General features: G+C 52.9%; 13 protein-coding genes and 2 pseudogenes. 2 read left to right on the top strand and 13 right to left on the bottom strand.

The genetic code is table 11. The features are described 5' to 3' along the window. Positions 1-84: 84 nt before the first annotated feature. The 5 genes and pseudogenes from SK3146_RS16320 to SK3146_RS16340 form a co-directional block, all read right to left on the bottom strand. The gene (locus SK3146_RS16320; RefSeq protein WP_249860275.1) at positions 85-1,572 is read right to left on the bottom strand and encodes an IS1182 family transposase; all 1,488 of its coding nucleotides are present in this window, start codon (positions 1,570-1,572) and stop codon (positions 85-87) included. 89 nt (positions 1,573-1,661) lie between these two features. Beyond that, a pseudogene (locus tag SK3146_RS16325) lies at positions 1,662-1,907 on the bottom strand (UV DNA damage repair endonuclease UvsE); the annotation flags it as partial. A 270-nt stretch (positions 1,908-2,177) separates the two neighbouring features. After that, a complete protein-coding gene (locus SK3146_RS16330) occupies positions 2,178-2,501 on the bottom strand; it encodes a hypothetical protein (protein WP_249865993.1) in 324 nt (107 codons plus the stop codon). A 110-nt stretch (positions 2,502-2,611) separates the two neighbouring features. Continuing rightward, positions 2,612-3,769 carry a D-alanine--D-alanine ligase gene (locus SK3146_RS16335; protein ID WP_249865994.1) on the bottom strand — a complete coding sequence of 386 codons (1,158 nt, stop codon included), beginning with the start codon at positions 3,767-3,769 and terminating at the stop codon, positions 2,612-2,614. Positions 3,770-3,843: 74 nt separating this feature from the next. Then, positions 3,844-4,869, bottom strand: a complete 1,026-nt coding sequence (locus SK3146_RS16340; protein WP_249865995.1) for an amidase domain-containing protein — start codon at positions 4,867-4,869, stop codon at positions 3,844-3,846. A gap of 234 nt (positions 4,870-5,103) precedes the next feature. Here SK3146_RS16340 and acnA point away from each other — a divergent pair, with 234 nt between their 5' ends. Further along, the gene (acnA, locus tag SK3146_RS16345) at positions 5,104-7,809 is read left to right on the top strand and encodes an aconitate hydratase AcnA (RefSeq protein WP_249865996.1); all 2,706 of its coding nucleotides are present in this window, start codon (positions 5,104-5,106) and stop codon (positions 7,807-7,809) included. Positions 7,810-7,924: 115 nt separating this feature from the next. On the opposite strand, the gene SK3146_RS16350 is transcribed toward acnA, so the two are convergent. The 5 genes and pseudogenes from SK3146_RS16350 to SK3146_RS16370 all read right to left on the bottom strand — a co-directional run bounded on the left by SK3146_RS16350 (position 7,925) and on the right by SK3146_RS16370 (position 10,994). Continuing rightward, the gene (locus SK3146_RS16350) at positions 7,925-8,215 is read right to left on the bottom strand and encodes a hypothetical protein (RefSeq protein WP_249865997.1); all 291 of its coding nucleotides are present in this window, start codon (positions 8,213-8,215) and stop codon (positions 7,925-7,927) included. Between the two features lie 20 nt (positions 8,216-8,235). Beyond that, a complete protein-coding gene (locus tag SK3146_RS16355) occupies positions 8,236-8,550 on the bottom strand; it encodes a hypothetical protein (protein WP_249866545.1) in 315 nt (104 codons plus the stop codon). Beyond that, positions 8,549-8,911: pseudogene (locus tag SK3146_RS16360) on the bottom strand (sugar ABC transporter permease); the annotation flags it as partial. The gene SK3146_RS16355 and the pseudogene SK3146_RS16360, both read right to left, overlap by 2 nt. 800 nt (positions 8,912-9,711) lie before the next feature. Then, positions 9,712-10,455 carry an IclR family transcriptional regulator gene (locus tag SK3146_RS16365; RefSeq protein ID WP_249865998.1) on the bottom strand — a complete coding sequence of 248 codons (744 nt, stop codon included), beginning with the start codon at positions 10,453-10,455 and terminating at the stop codon, positions 9,712-9,714. A gap of 308 nt (positions 10,456-10,763) precedes the next feature. Beyond that, entirely contained in the window at positions 10,764-10,994 is a 231-nt protein-coding gene (locus tag SK3146_RS16370; protein WP_249865999.1) for a hypothetical protein, read from the bottom strand. Between the two features lie 271 nt (positions 10,995-11,265). Here SK3146_RS16370 and SK3146_RS16375 point away from each other — a divergent pair, with 271 nt between their 5' ends. Beyond that, a complete protein-coding gene (locus tag SK3146_RS16375) occupies positions 11,266-12,270 on the top strand; it encodes an alpha/beta hydrolase (RefSeq protein WP_249866000.1) in 1,005 nt (334 codons plus the stop codon). A 228-nt stretch (positions 12,271-12,498) separates the two neighbouring features. On the opposite strand, the gene ltrA is transcribed toward SK3146_RS16375, so the two are convergent. The 3 genes from ltrA to SK3146_RS16390 form a co-directional block, all read right to left on the bottom strand. After that, a complete protein-coding gene (ltrA, locus tag SK3146_RS16380; protein ID WP_249866001.1) occupies positions 12,499-13,791 on the bottom strand; it encodes a group II intron reverse transcriptase/maturase in 1,293 nt (430 codons plus the stop codon). Between the two features lie 584 nt (positions 13,792-14,375). Then, positions 14,376-14,966, bottom strand: a complete 591-nt coding sequence (gene folE, locus SK3146_RS16385; RefSeq protein WP_249866002.1) for a GTP cyclohydrolase I FolE — start codon at positions 14,964-14,966, stop codon at positions 14,376-14,378. Positions 14,967-15,108: 142 nt separating this feature from the next. After that, on the bottom strand, positions 15,109-15,336 hold the full coding sequence (locus SK3146_RS16390; RefSeq protein WP_249866003.1) for a YneF family protein: 228 nt from the start codon (positions 15,334-15,336) through the stop codon (positions 15,109-15,111). Between the last annotated feature and the right edge of the window lie 58 nt (positions 15,337-15,394).

Consider the following 15,394-nt stretch of genomic DNA (forward strand, 5'->3'; position numbering starts at 1 on the left):
CCTTCGGAGTAAGACTCGGTTTTCAAATGATTTTTCATCACGATTTGAGTATAATCACTGTGTCTTTCTTTGCCTTTGTGGGAGTTACGCCGCTTTTTTACGTTTTTGGGCAGACCTCTCCCGTTTATACACCGTGGATGGTTTGGGATATTTGGCAGAATGAAGCTTTCTTAAATTATAGCTTAAAGCCAAAAGGACGAACTCACCCTCAACCTTATCTTCGCCACGGAGGTGAAACTGACGAAAGCCCTGACATTCTTTCATTTGCCCCCACGCGGGTTCCACGATGGCTTTACGTAACCGGTAAATGTCTTTACCGGCATCGCTTTGCACTTTGGTTCTCATGGCTTCTCGGATCGGATCGCCTTCATTGCGTTTGACCCTTCGTTTACCGGATCCGGACTTAACGCAGTCCTTTTGAAACGGGCAGGTCAGGCAGGCATCGCTCATATACACCCATTGAGTCGCTTTTTGAGGATCCTTTTCATAGTATGTGTACTTGTGGATCAGCGTTTGTCCCGCTGGGCACACATAGGTATCCGTTTCCGGGATATACGTAAAGTTGGTTTTATCGTACGGATTCCCGTGCTGCTTGTTTTCACGGGTTGCCGCGATGTAGGCGTCGGTCTCGGCCTTCGTCGCCGCCTGAATGTTGTCCGCACTAAAGTACCCTGCGTCCGCACTCACTTTCTCGGGCACCTTTCCCGTTATGTTGCGGATGGAACCGAGCACCGGCTGGAATTGGTGTTGGTCGCTGCTGCTAGGGTTCATCTGCAGTCCGACGATGAATCCCTGATCCGCATCTACGGCAATTTGCGGATTATATCCTTGGATGACGCCTTGGGTTTTCGTATCCATGATTTGGGAATCTGGATCGGTAAAGTTAAATTGATCTTTGTCCGGTGTCTTCGATTCCTCTACCGGTTTGCGAGCTTCCAACTGTCTGAGCGCCTCTCTGATTTTTTCAAGTCGGGATTGGCGATTGGTCACCGATTCCGGCAACAGCGAAAGGGGCTCTTCGTTCTCTTGGTCGTCTATCTGGCCGGCTTGCTCGAGAGCTTCGCGGATTTCCTTTTCCAGACGCTCGATTTCCTGGTTCATCCGATCTCGCGACATCGACTTATGCTTCGATGCATGGGCTTTCAGCTTCGAACCATCGATGCTGACATGACCGAGGGACACGTACCCTAGCTGTATGGCGATGTGTACCACTTGTTTGAAAAGTCCCGGTAATGATTCGAGGTGATCCTTTCGAAAATCGCTGAGCGTACGGAAATCCGGTCGATGGCCGCCACATAGCCAACGAAAAGGAATATTTTCATCCATAGCCTGACGAAGGGTCCGGGAGGTGAACACACCCGTAGCATAGCCATAGAACCATAACTTCAAAAGCATGGCGGGGTGATAGGCTTCTTCTCCGCGATGGGAATACCGATTTGTCATGACCGTGAGATCTAACTGATCCACGATGTCGCTAACAAGCCGCACTAAATGATCTTCAGGGATCCAATCGCTCAAATACATCGGAAACAATTCACCTTGTTCCGTGGAGTAAGATTTAAATTTTGCCATAAACCACACACCCTTTTTTACCAGATAAACAGATTACAGTTAAGTTTCGCGACGAAACTATGCTTTTCCTGTTTCGTCGGACAGACTCCTAGGGCGGGATGCCCGAGAAGCGGGATGAGCTTGGACGAACAGCGGTACATTTCGATATCGTACGCCCGGTTGTGCTTTAAAAGGCGCAGCGTATTATGAATATTCTTGGCGGCGATGCGCTCCAGCTTACGAATGCCCGCTTCACGGTCCGCAAGCTTGTTAAAGCTTGTGGCGGTCATCGTTTTGGAAGGGGAAGCGCCCGACACCAGCATCGACATCGCGACATAGCCTAAGCGGACGATCATATTGCGATCACTCTCCTGACTAAACAAACGGTAATGGAATAACTGCTGCTAGGATGCCCCGTCCGATCCGCCGCAATGCTATATCCGCAATTAGCGGCCCCCAGTGAGAAAAAAGCGCCATACAGATACATGCCCGAGAATCCGGCCGCTGCAAAACAAGCTTCTTCATTCCAGACGAACATTCTTTCCTCCTAACCGGGCGAACCGTCGCGACGCAAAGAAAAAAACATCCTCCCGTCATCGGAAAGATGTTTATCCCGTTAATTATCATTATGGCTGATGTTTTAAGCCGAAAAACATTTCATGCGCCAAGTCGGTCTGAACCCGCGCTTCTTCTTCCGTAAGCCTGCGAACCAGCTCCATCTCCACCTGGGTGACTTCCTCGCCTTGAAAGTTGATCTCCGCTATGGAAGCGACGATTTTGACGATAGCTATCGCTTTGTTGTCCGGCGTGTACGCAATGACCATCTGCCCGGTCGGAAATACGCGAAATCCGTTTTTCACCATTTTGCCGCGGCCGTATTCCAACAGCTCATACAGCTCTTGCTCGGATTTGAACTTGCAGACAGAATTGAATTCAGTTTGAAATCCCATACGCAGTCCTCCTTTTCAAGGCTCAAGGCTCTTTGTTTATAAGCATACGTGAAGCGTGTGAACTAATCAAGCGAGTCGAACGATTACGGAATTTATAATGAAAAAGGCCATTACACGTCAAAGGAATATTGCAGTTTTTGTTTCTCGGCATGACGCTGCAGAGCCAAGGCGATCAGATCGTCCAGCAGCTCGCGGTAGGGCTTGCCCGACTCGTTCCAGAGCAAAGGATACATGCTGAACGGAGTAAAGCCCGGCATCGTATTGATCTCGTTCAGGAAGACGGCGTTGTCTTCTTTTCTCAGGAAGAAATCGACGCGGGACAACCCTGACCCGTCAACGGCCTGAAACGCGCGGATCGCCAGCTCGCGGATTTGATCGGACAGCTCCTGCGGGATTTGCGCCGGAATAATCATCGACGATTTGCCGTCCACATATTTGGCTTTATAATCGTAAAATTCATTGGACGACACGATTTCCCCGACGACCGACGCGCGGGGTTCATCGTTGCCCAATACGGCCACCTCGACCTCGCGGGCGTCGATATTTTCCTCGATAATGACTTTGCGGTCGAATTGGAAGGCGGTTTGGATCGCCGAGATCAGCTCGTCGCGGTTGCGCGCTTTGCTGATGCCGACGCTGGAGCCCAAATTAGCCGGCTTGACAAAGCACGGGTAGCCTATGGAAATCTCGATTTCCATCAGGAAATACGGCTGATCCTTCTCCCACTGGGTGCGCGTAAAATGCCGGAATACGCATTGGGGAAGGCCTTCTTGAGCGAAAACTTTCTTCATCATAATTTTGTCCATACCGACCGCCGAAGCGAGCACGCCCGCCCCTGCGTAAGCGATATTGGCCATTTCCAGCAAGCCTTGGATCGTTCCGTCTTCGCCGAAGGTGCCGTGCAGAAGCGGCAGCACGACGTCCAGATGGGCCTGAGCGCCTTCCCGAGGAGCCAAAGAGGCGTCTTGAACGGCGCTGACGGCTACTTCCGCCTTGCTCGCCGTATCCAGAGTGCCGAAGAACGGCTGCAGAGCGAAGGAAGCTTGCGAGCCGTCTCCATTACTGAAAGTCAGAGCGGACACGTGCTCTACGGGCGATTGCAGCTGCGGCCCCGAACGCCATTCTCCTTGCTTCGTTATGTAAAACGGGTAAATTTCATATTTGTTCATATCGAACGCTTTAATTACGGCCAGCGCCGTCTGCAGAGAAACCTCATGCTCCCCCGACTTGCCTCCGTAAATTAAACCGACGCGAATTTTGTCGCTCATAATAACCTCCGAATGGATATGTCGTTCAATGCATAGGACTATCGTTAATCTCGTAAGCTAAGGAGACTTACGGACTACATGAGATCCGCAATATGCAGAAACCGGTACTTGGTTTTCTCCGTCCAGGCCACAGAATCCCTGTAGCTCCAATAGCGGTGAAAGCTCTCCGTCGTATGGGCGTTCACAAGGGGCATTCCGCCCGCATCCTTGGCCGTTACGATGGTGCTGTGCTGAAAGCGTCCGTTGCCGTCCCAGTCGTAGCTGATAACGTCCCCCAGGTCCAGCATAGAGGCTTCGGGCACCTCTTCGGCGCACAGTCCGACGCGGCCCGCAGTCAAAAAGCGCTGCAGGCTGTGGGCGACGGCCCAGCTATAGCTCCACTGCTCCTGTCCGTTATACCGTCCTTTGTACCACCAGCCGGAATCTCTTTTCCCAGTATAGTTCATTGGCGCCCCGCCTGCAAAGAGGCACTGGGATATAAAATTGCTGCAATCCACTTCAAAATGAATATAATCCGGATTCGCCTTATCCCACCAGGTGTCCGCATACTCGGCCGCCTTGATCCGGTTATATACGGCCTTGCGGCCCCCGGTCTCCAGGTACGGGAGCACATTGTAATTGAGGAACGGCGTCGAAGGAGACGGCGTCGTACGGTAAGGCAAGGAATCCCGTTCCTCCCCTTCGTGCAGACTTCCCGGGACGGTCTGTTGAATCGGAAGCGCCCGCTCTGCGTCCGTCGGCTCGACCCGTACGATATACCATTTGCCGTCCGTTTCCGTCAACGTGACACGCTCGGTTTCGACGCGCTTCTCCTCATGCTCTCTCGTGCCGATGGTTCCGACCGAGGTTCGGCGAAGCCGTACTTCTGCGATCACTTGACCGTGCTGCTCCGCAGCGCGAAGAATGGACAAGCGCGTCTCGTTCTTAACGGGAAAAAAGTGCCGGTCTTGATCGGAATGCGCCGTACGCGCCAATCGTTTGATCTGGGACTGCAAAAAGGACGTATCGGTGACAAAAGGCAGCAAAGGCTCAACGGAATAGTCCATGTCCATTTGATTTTTGTGGTGAACGTAATCGTAGAGCGCCGTTTTCCATGACATGCGGGCTACCTCCATTTGTAGTTGAATGGCTGGCTTGAAACTTGAGAGAATGGGGATTTTCGGGCATACTTATCACTGCATTATATGAGGAAACAGAGCCAAAAATGATTGAAATTGACCTTTACGCGAAGCCCTTCAGCATGTATACTTAGGGTATGGCAATTATGAAATCCGGTTTCATCTTGTGAAACATTTACGGGTTCAGCTTATCATTCTTAAGGAGGAACGACACACATGGCTAAAAAAGACCATTACTCGGTCCGCAAAGCGCTTGATGTAAAAGGTAAAACATACCAATATTACAGCTTGCCAGGACTTGAAGAGCAAGGCCTTGGCAACATCTCCGCACTTCCTTTTTCCATTAAAGTATTGCTCGAAGCCGCTGTCCGTCAATTCGACGGAAGAGCGATTACTCCGGAGCATGTGAAACAAATCGCCAACTGGGCGAACGGACGCGAAGAGAAGGAAATTCCTTTCATTCCTGCGCGTATCGTTCTGCAAGACTTCACAGGCGTACCTGTCGTCGTTGACTTGGCGGCAATGAGAGACACGATGAAAAAAGCAGGCGGAGACCCTAAACGGATCAACCCTCTCGTTCCGGTTGACCTCGTTATCGACCACTCCGTCATGGTAGATGCCTTCGGCTCTCCTACCGCTTTGGATACGAACATTAACATCGAATTCGAGCGCAACGAAGAACGTTACCGTTTCCTCCGCTGGGCGCAAACCGCATTCGACAATTTCCGTGCCGTTCCTCCGTCAACCGGTATCGTGCACCAAGTTAACTTGGAGTACCTGGCTTCCGTAGCCGCTACGAAAGTCGTTGACGGCGAAACCGAAGTATATCCTGACTCTCTCGTAGGTACGGACTCTCATACGACGATGATCAACGGTCTTGGTATCGTTGGCTGGGGCGTAGGCGGTATCGAGGCGGAAGCAGGCATGCTCGGTCAGCCTCTGTACTTCGTTACACCGGAAGTTATCGGCTTCAAATTGACGGGCACCTTGCCTGAAGGCGCTACGGCGACAGACCTCGCGCTGACGGTTACGCAAATGCTTCGTAAAAAAGGCGTTGTCGGTAAATTCGTCGAGTTCTACGGTCCTGGTCTGAGCAACATCAGCTTGGCCGACCGCGCGACGGTTGCCAACATGGCTCCGGAATACGGCGCAACGATCGGTTTCTTCCCTGTCGACTCCGAGTCCCTCAACTATTTGAGAGGCACAGGCCGCGAAGAAGATCAAATCGCTCTCGTTGAAGCTTACTATAAAGCGCAAGGCATGTTCCGTACCGATGAAACTCCGGACCCTGTATTTTCGGATAAAATCGAGCTTGACCTCTCCACTGTCGTACCGAGCTTGGCCGGTCCTAAGCGTCCTCAAGACCGCGTAGAGCTGACGGCAATGAAAGAATCGTTCAACTCGATCGTCCGCACGCCGATCGACAAAGGCGGATACGGCCTGAGTGAAGAGAAAATCGCCGAAACCGTTGAAGTGAAGCATCCAAACGGCGAAGTGACCAAAATGGGCACCGGCGCTGTCGTGATCGCAGCTATTACCAGCTGTACGAACACGTCCAACCCAAGCGTTATGCTCGGCGCAGGTCTCGTAGCGAAAAAAGCGGTAGCTCGCGGCTTGAAAAAACCTGCTTACGTAAAAAGCAGCTTGACTCCAGGCTCCCTGGTCGTTACCGAATACCTGAAAAACGCAAACCTGCTGGAATCCCTTGAAGCTCTCGGCTTCTACGTGGCAGGCTACGGCTGCGCAACCTGTATCGGCAACTCCGGTCCTTTACCTGACGAAGTAAGCCAAGCAATCGCCGATAACGATATGACGGTAGCGGCTGTGCTGTCCGGTAACCGTAACTTCGAAGGCCGCGTTCACGCTCAAGTTAAAGCGAACTACCTGGCTTCTCCGCCGCTGGTTGTCGCTTACGCTTTGGCAGGAACGGTCAATATCGACCTGGCTAACGATCCGATCGGCTACGATCAAGCGGATCAGCCGGTTTACTTGAAAGACATCTGGCCTACGAAAGACGAAATTCAAGAAGCTATCAACACGGCTATGGGCCCTGAGCTGTACCGCGAGAAATACGCGAACGTCTTCCGCGCCAACGAGCGTTGGAATGCGATCGACGTGCCGGAAGGCGAGCTGTACGAGTGGGATGAAAAATCCACTTATATCGCGAACCCTCCGTTCTTCGAAAACCTGGGCGCAGGCATTTCCGATATTGCGGATATTCGCAGCGCAAGAACACTTGCCTTGCTGGGCGATTCCGTTACTACGGACCATATCTCTCCGGCGGGTAACATTAAAGCCGACAGCCCTGCTGGCAAATACTTGATCGAGCACGGCGTGAAGAAGGAAGACTTCAACTCTTACGGCTCCCGCCGCGGCAACCATGATGTCATGATGCGCGGTACGTTCGCGAATATCCGTATTCGCAACCAAGTCGCTCCCGGAACCGAAGGCGGCGTAACGACTTACCTGCCTACCGGCCAAGTGGAATCCATCTACGATGCTTCCATGAAGTATCAGGATCAAGGCACGAACCTGGTCGTTATCGCAGGCAAAGAGTACGGTACGGGAAGCTCCCGCGACTGGGCTGCCAAAGGTACGTTCCTGCTCGGCGTCAAAGCCGTTATCGCAGAAAGCTTCGAACGTATCCATCGCTCGAACCTTGTGGGCATGGGCGTGCTGCCTCTGCAATTCCAAGGCGGCCAAAGCTGGAAAACGCTCGGCATTACCGGTACGGAAACCTTTGATATCACAGGCCTGAGCAACGACGTACAGCCTGGTCAAAGCGTAACGGTAACGGCTACGCGCGAAGACGGAAGCAGCTTCAGCTTTGAAGCGAGCGTTCGTCTGGACAGCATGGTGGACGTGGATTACTACCGTAACGGCGGTATTCTGCAAACCGTATTGCGTCAAATTATGGCTTAATAAGCTTGCATAAATGAACCGAAGCCCCTCTCCGTCGTGGTCGTGGAGAGGGGCTTTTTGGTTAGGCGGCCATCCGCTAAAAAAGGCGTAGAGCATTATGCCGGGAAGCCGTATATTATTTTTCGGAAAAAGAATAGATCGATTTGGCCGAGAACGTCTGCGTAAACGAACCGCCGGTCAGCGCCGATTCCGCCATATTATTCAGGTTGTCGGTCGCGCTCGTCTTAAGCTTGGAGACTGCCGCCGAAGATGACGAGAAGCCGCTTACCGTGGCTGTAATATCCGAAGAAGACGTGTTGACGACGACAAGCTGCGCTTTGCCGGACGAATTGATTTTGGTCGCCGCGAAGAGCAGTGAAGGATCGCTCGATACGGCGTCGATCCGCTGATACCCGGGTCTCATCACCCGGCTGAAATTGCCCAGCGCTACAGCACTTTGCTGACCGAATACGTTCCGTTGGCCGTATCTAAGTTGATCAGCTGCTGGGCCAAGCTTTCGTTCTTGCCGACGCTCCACCAATACAAATAGCCGCGGGCCGCGTTGGCGCCTCCGGTTGTAAGCGCCCGGTGAATGTCGGCCGCCAGCTCGATGGCCTGCTCGTTATCGTACGCCGTGTCCGCCGGATTCCATAAAGAACGGGATTCGTCCTTGAAATTGTATTCCGTCATCAGCTTCGGCTTGCTTTCATTGTACAGCGCCCCGTTGGCATTGCCGTAACGATGATAAGCGATATAATCCAATGGAGACGATAACGACCCAGGACATGAAATGCGGGATGTAGACGATCGTCTGAATCGTTCGCTTGAACAGCTCCAGGCGCAGCTCGTTCAGCATCAAGGCGATGGCGATAGGCAGCGGGAAAAAGAAGACGATGTTATAGATCGCCAGCAAAAACGTATTTTTGAACAATCTCCAAAAGAGCGAATCGCCAAAAAAACGGTTAAAATGCTTCATCCCCACCCATTCGCTATCCCAAAAGCCGAGAAACGGCTGATAATTTTTGAAAGCGATTAAGACTCCGTACATCGAAACGTACTTAAAGATAAGAAAATAGAGGATGCCGGGCAGCAGCATCAGATAAAGCCAGCGGTTTTTCGCCATGCGCCGGATGCGCTGCTTGCGGTATGTTGCGCTCCCGGGAGCCCGGACGGCCGCCGCGGCGGATTCCATATTCATAACGCCTCTTCCTTTCATGCGAGTAAGTTGTCGTGCGGCCATGCGGCGCCGGTGTCATCCGGCCGGGCCGTCACCTCTGCATCATAGGGGCATCCGTCTATTGCCGTCCATAGTCATTCCCGTACGTAAAAAGGGCCGGACCGGGGAAAGCGCGTCATATCGCCGCTCGCCGCGGCAGAATTGTCATTAAGCGAAGGGGAATAGTCATTGTTCGACCTGAAGCTTCAGGAAAAAAGCGGACGGCACGGCTGCCTAAGGGGGGACGAGCGCAAGCGGAAAAGCCCCCGTCTTCCCGAGAAGAGGAAGACCGGAGGCCGAGGAGGGTAGCTCCGTCTGACGAATGCGGACGGATGACGATTGGCCCCCGCAGCTCATGCCTGCGAATGACCGGGAGCTGAAGGGGCGTTCACGCCGTCCATGGTGACAGCAAACTGCTCAGGCCTGCAGCTGTGAAGCTTGAGGACAGGCACTGTGCCAGGCTGGGCGAGAATAGGAACAAATCCCCCAAAAGTGACGTGATGCTCTGAAGCTTATTCCGTCCGCATCCAGCCTAAGCTGGATCGGCGTCTAACCCTTCCTCTGGGATCGTTCTATGGGTAGACTTTCCTTTCGGGGGAGCCCCCGGATTTCCTCAGGATATTGCTGCGCATCATTTCCTAAACAACGAAAAAGCAGCATATCCCCTGACCGTCGGCTTCTGTAGCCTTTCAGGGACATGCTGCTTTTTATTTAATCATTTTGCCCATGCGGCGCGCCGCTTCCATCAGCACCGGCGCATGCTCCATCATCTTCTCCAGCGTGAGCCGGTTGGAGGGGCCGCTTACCGCCAGCGCCGCGACGAGCCGGTGCGCGCGGTTCAAGATCGGCACCGCAACCGCCGCGGCGCCGGGCTCGCGCTCCTCGACGCTCGTCGCGAAGCCGAGCGACTTCGCCTCCGCCAGCTGCTGCCGGAAGCTGGCCTTATCCAGCCCGGCAGGCCATGCCGGACTGGCGAGCAGGGACTGCTGCACCTCCGGCTCGGCGAAGGCGACCAAAATCTTGCTGGATGCGCCGACATGCAGCGGCATCCTCGCTCCGATCGGCGCCACGCGGCGGATCGCCTGATTGCTCTGCACGGCCTGCACGCGGACGCGCTCCAGACCGTCGCTGACGTACAGGCTGATCGTCTCGTCGAGCTGATCGCGCAGCCGCTCCATCTCGGGCAGCAGAATGAGCGCCGGATCGTCGCTATGCGTCATATTCGCCGACAGCTCCCAGATTCGGAAGCCGAGACGGTACTTATCCGAAGAAGCGTCGCGGATGACGAAGCCCTTGCCCTCCAGGGAGGCAAGCAAGCGATGCACCGTGCTCTTGTGAAGCGAGACGCGGGAGGCGATCTCCGTCAAGCTGAGGTCCGACGAATCGGTAAAACAAAGCAATATATCTAAAGCGCGCTCAACGGCGCGCACGGTAAGCTTACCATCTTCCATCCGATATCACCTGACTTTCGGTTTCACTTAATGAAACCTTGTTACGTATAGTATAACTCATCTTCGGCTTTATCGCAAAGTATATTATTGTCTTCTGAAAGAAATTTCAGGCAGCCCTTCGCTTGATCCGCCGTTTACGTTATCGATCCTCCATCGCGCGGCCTGCTCGTCCGCTCCCTTATATGCACAGAGACGCATCCAATCCCGCTTGCATAGCAGGCCCGGATGCGTCTCTGTGCCTCGCGCCGGATGCCTCCTCCTGCCGGCCATCCGGCCGGAGCGCATCGCCCTCATGCCCTGCGAACGGATTAACCGCCCGCGGAGCGCATGTTCCTTGCTTTCCTCCCCTTCCGCTCCGGGCGATCTTCGCCGGCTTCGGAAGCTCTAAGCAGCCCCATAGAGAGCGCGAACATCACGCACACGACAACGATGCCGAGAACGATTTCGCCATGAAGCTCCAAATAAAGCACCAGCGGTATGCAAGCCATCAGCAGGCCGTACAAAATGATTTCCGCCCGTTTTGCTCTGATTCGCGACATGATCAGAGTCCCCCTTCCCTTGCTGAAGACTGTTAATATTGTATTCTCCTCAGACAGGCTTTAGACTTTTTGGGCGTTTTTGCCTCTTTATGTTACATCCATATTACAGCCAGTTTACATTTTTCGCGGGCCGTTGACGGGATACAGGCCTTCATCTTACTATAATAATAACAGTAACTAAACCATTCGATTGTCCCATCGATTTTCTCCATACAGGGAACAAAAGTCGTCCGCCGTTTAAGTCATCTAAGTCTACAAAGGAGGGATTCCGATGGAACCGAACTCTGTAACTCCCGTCTCTTTAAACGCCACACAAATTGAAACCGCTGTCAACGTGCCCTCCATCGCCAGGCGCAGACTCAAAACTTTCCTCATCGCCCTATTGTCCGTCATCCTTCTTTTGGTCAGTTTGGTCATGGCCTTTCACGCTTATATCGCCTGGACGCTGGCGAAGCCGCATATCGATCCGCTCCGTTCGAATCCGGCTCTAGCCTTCGGCGCAGCCTATCAAGATATCCAGTTTCCGAGTCTGAACGACAGCACGCTGTTGAACGGCTGGTATATTCCCGCGGCGCAGGCTGCCGCAAGCAAAAAAACCGTCGTCTTCTCTCACGGCTACGGAGGCAACCGCGAGGAAATTTGGGTGCCTTTATACGATCTGGCCCAAGAGCTGCATAAGCAGAACTATAACGTCCTGATGTTCGATTACGGCTTCGTTCAGCCGAAGGAGAGCGTCACCGGCGGCATCCGCGAATCCCAGGAGCTGCTCGGAGCCGTCAAATACGCAAGGGAGCAAGGAGCCGAGCAGGTGTTTGTCTGGGGCTTCTCGATGGGAGCCGGAACCGCTCTGCAAGCCGCACTGCTCAGCGATGACATCGACGGTATGATTCTCGACAGCACCTTCATTCTGGACCCTGACACGCTCTACCACAATATGAAGCAGGTAGCCGATCTGCCGCGATATCCTACGCTGCCGCTCGTTTACTTGTTCTTCCCGCTCATCAACGGCGTGAGCTTGAACCAGGTGCCTTATAATCAAGTGAAGGAAACGAAATATAATATTCCGATCTTCTTTATTCACGGCGAGCAAGATATGAAAGCCCCGTTCGAGATGGCGCAAGAGCTGTTCAGAAACCAACCCGCCAACTCCGGCTCCCAGCTGTGGCTGCTGCCTAACGACAGCCATGAGTTGATCTATCGGGCTCATCCTCAAACATACCTGGAGCTGACCATGGGCTTTCTTCGGGGTCTGTCGACTCCGCTGTCAGGCCAATAAGATCGCTCGTCCGCATCCAGCCTAAGCTGGATCGGCGTCTAACCCTTCCTCTGGGATCGTTCTATGGGTAGACTTTCCTTTCGGGGGAGCCCCCGGATATCCACAGGATATTGCTGCGCTTCATTTCCCTAGAGTAAAGGGCAGAGAAATCTGCCCCTCCTCATCAAACCGTACGTGAGGTTTTCCCTCATACGGCTTTCCGATGTTCGTCATTCATGTGCATGCAGATTACAAGAGCGTTTTAAGTCCATATTGACTACTTAGGAACCTCACTTCTTGTAGCGAACTCATCCATCTTGCGCGTTGCCTCTTCTTGGCATACCATCTCGTGAGCCTCTGCAAAATGTACCAGTCCAACTTTGCCAGCTTTAATTGGCTGTAAGCCGTGTAGTCATAGTTCCTCCACCCCTGAATCTTAGGATTTAGCCATTCCACATGTTCGAGAAATGATTTATGCCTCATGTTCGGCGGGGCCAGACGTTCTTTTACGACCTCCCGGATGCGTTCTTCCGCTTTCCGGGCCAACCATTGTTGGGTTGTATAGTACACCTTCCCTTGAGAAGTTTCCGCTTTCGTTTTGCGATGGTGCATGCCAAGAAAATCAAAGCCTTCTTCTCCTGTCCAAAGTCCGACGATGCGTGTTTTGGTCGGGTGTAACGTCAATTCAAGACGATCCATAATGGCACGAATACGTTCGTATGCCCGGTCTGCGTCTTTCTTCGTCTTACACACGATCACGAGATCATCCGCATAACGCGTCAATTCCCCGAATTCGCTACCATATCGTTCCCACAGGATATCGAAGTAGTTCAGATCGATGTTCGCTAAAAGTGGAGAGATGACTCCCCCCTGCGGCGTTCCTAAATCCGAACGTCGAACCGTTCCTTCTTCCATGACCCCTGCATTTAGCCACTTCCGTGCCAGTTTCAAGATACGTCTGTCACTGATTCGCATCTCCAGCAGTTTCATCAGCTTTTCCTGATTGATGTTGTCGAAGTAACCTTGGATATCGACGTCGACCACCCCATTGCCTTTGCGGTTACATGCTTTTCGGATTCGGTCCAGCGCTTGCTTGGCGCTTCGCTTCGGTCTGAATCCAAACGAGGATTCTTGAAAATCCGCTTCAAAGATCGGTTCCAATACCAGTTTCGTCGCCATCTGTATGACGCGGTCTCGGATGGTGGGAATGCCTAGCGGCCTTTGCTTTCCATCTTTCTTCGGAATGTAGTGCCGTCTTACGGGCTGGGGATGATACTTGCCTTCTTTGAGGATTTGATGGCATTCATACAAGAAAAGATACTCCCCTTGCTTTTCGATGTCCGCCAGTGTCTCTCCGTCGATTCCAGCCGACCCTTTATTTGCTCGTACTCTCTTCCATGCTTCCCACAGAGTATCCATCCGGTAGATCTTGTCATAAAGCGCATGGAATCTACGCCTCTTGTTTTCCTTGGCCGCATGACCTAGTTTCTCTTGGAGTTGTTGAACGTTTTCCTTTGGTGTTGTTAGCCTCTCGGCATTCACTGACTCGTACCTCCTTAAGAAACATGAACAAAGCAGGACCCCTTCCCTCCCGCAGGTTGTGTTGTCCTGCGTTCCTCGGTAGTATGAGCCCCTCGGACTCCCTTCCTGCAGACCGTTCATTTCACCTGCTGGGCTTATAGAACGTCTCGTTACGAAAAAAAAAATTTCGTGCAGGGGAGGGTCTCCCCAGTTCACTGCATCTTCTTTCATACCATACCGATCCCCGTACGCCGGAGGATTCTTCGCTGCCGCTCCAAGTTCCCAGCAGCTTCCTTGGTCTTCACCCATATCCACGAGGTTCGACTTCCTCTCTCCCCTCTTGCGAGGCCTTTTTGACGACGCGGCAGGATTCACTTCATGTTACGGCCTGGTATCTTGCTCGCCCTATCTCTGACAGGTACTTTCGTCGACGCGCTTCTACGCACAGATTTCGCCGTACGCAGGCATCCTAGCTACGCGGGGGCTTGGCCCCTCCCGCGACCGGATTTTCACCGGCTAGAAGATGCGTGCCTCTGGGCACGCTAAACAATAAAAAATCCCCCTTCGGCCGGCTATCCGATCGCAAGGGGGATTCTCCATTTATTTTATTGCTTCAACAAAGATAAGAACTCGGCTCGGGAAGCCGGGTCTTTGCGGAACAAGCCGCGCACGGCCGACGTCACCGTCTTGCTGCCGGGCTTCTTCACTCCGCGGGCGCACATGCACAGATGCTCGCCCTCCACTACGACCATGCAGCCGTGCGGCTTCAGCTCCTCCTCGATGATGTCGGCGATTTCCGATGTAATCCGCTCCTGCACCTGCAATCTGCGGGTTACCGCCTCTACGAGTCGGGCGAACTTGCTGAGTCCGGCAATGCGTCCGCTCGGAACGTAGCCGATATGAATTTTGCCGAAGAAAGGCGCCATATGGTGTTCGCATTGGCTGTAATAGACGATGTCTTTGACAATGACAAGCTCTTCATGCTTCTCGTCGAACGCTACGCCCAGAATATCTTTGTAATCGGCTTCATACCCGGCGAAAATTTCCTCGTACATCCGGGTTACGCGGGCTGGAGTATCGAGCAATCCTTCCCGGTCGACATCTTCACCGATCAAACGCAATATTTCGCGGATATGACCTTCTACCAACGCCCGATTTTCCGCGACTCGGGTGTTTTTATACTCTTTGGCCGGCATGCTTGTTACCCTCCTCATACGCCTCGCCCTCATGCGAAGCTACTCTGCCATTACCTTGCATGAATCTGTCGGTCGCTCATGTATGCTGGATAAAATAAAATACGCAACATCATTGCATGGCCCCGCTTACGGGGCCGTTTGATTATCTTTTTCCGGTCTTGCGCGCGAAGTTTTGGTTTTTCATCATTTGCTGCGCTTTTTGCAATTGCTGCTTGTTCATGTTGTACCCCATTTTTTTAGCCATTTCCTGCAGCATTTCCGGGTTGTTCTGCATGCTCTCAAGCTGCTTGCGCAAATAATAAACACCGGCGAAGAAGCCGCCCACCGCTCCCGCAATTAAAGTGATAATCGGAATGATATAGTTCCACATCGCTGCTTGTTCACCTCGTTAAGGAAGTTATCATTGTATCATAATAGCAAATACTAAG

Origin of the sequence: Paenibacillus konkukensis (genome assembly GCF_023523925.1) — a bacterium.
In the GTDB taxonomy this organism is placed as follows: domain Bacteria; phylum Bacillota; class Bacilli; order Paenibacillales; family NBRC-103111; genus Paenibacillus_S; species Paenibacillus_S doosanensis.

What these genes read in the sequence shown, in the direction of transcription:
- SK3146_RS16320 (WP_249860275.1), bottom strand. Translation starts at nt 1,572, where the DNA reads ATGGCAAAATTTAAATCTTACTCCACGGAACAAGGTGAATTGTTTCCG.
- SK3146_RS16330 (WP_249865993.1), bottom strand. Translation starts at nt 2,501, where the DNA reads ATGGGATTTCAAACTGAATTCAATTCTGTCTGCAAGTTCAAATCCGAG.
- SK3146_RS16335 (WP_249865994.1), bottom strand. Translation starts at nt 3,769, where the DNA reads ATGAGCGACAAAATTCGCGTCGGTTTAATTTACGGAGGCAAGTCGGGG.
- SK3146_RS16340 (WP_249865995.1), bottom strand. Translation starts at nt 4,869, where the DNA reads ATGTCATGGAAAACGGCGCTCTACGATTACGTTCACCACAAAAATCAA.
- acnA (WP_249865996.1), top strand. Translation starts at nt 5,104, where the DNA reads ATGGCTAAAAAAGACCATTACTCGGTCCGCAAAGCGCTTGATGTAAAA.
- SK3146_RS16365 (WP_249865998.1), bottom strand. Translation starts at nt 10,455, where the DNA reads ATGGAAGATGGTAAGCTTACCGTGCGCGCCGTTGAGCGCGCTTTAGAT.
- SK3146_RS16370 (WP_249865999.1), bottom strand. Translation starts at nt 10,994, where the DNA reads ATGTCGCGAATCAGAGCAAAACGGGCGGAAATCATTTTGTACGGCCTG.
- SK3146_RS16375 (WP_249866000.1), top strand. Translation starts at nt 11,266, where the DNA reads ATGGAACCGAACTCTGTAACTCCCGTCTCTTTAAACGCCACACAAATT.
- folE (WP_249866002.1), bottom strand. Translation starts at nt 14,966, where the DNA reads ATGCCGGCCAAAGAGTATAAAAACACCCGAGTCGCGGAAAATCGGGCG.
- SK3146_RS16390 (WP_249866003.1), bottom strand. Translation starts at nt 15,336, where the DNA reads ATGTGGAACTATATCATTCCGATTATCACTTTAATTGCGGGAGCGGTG.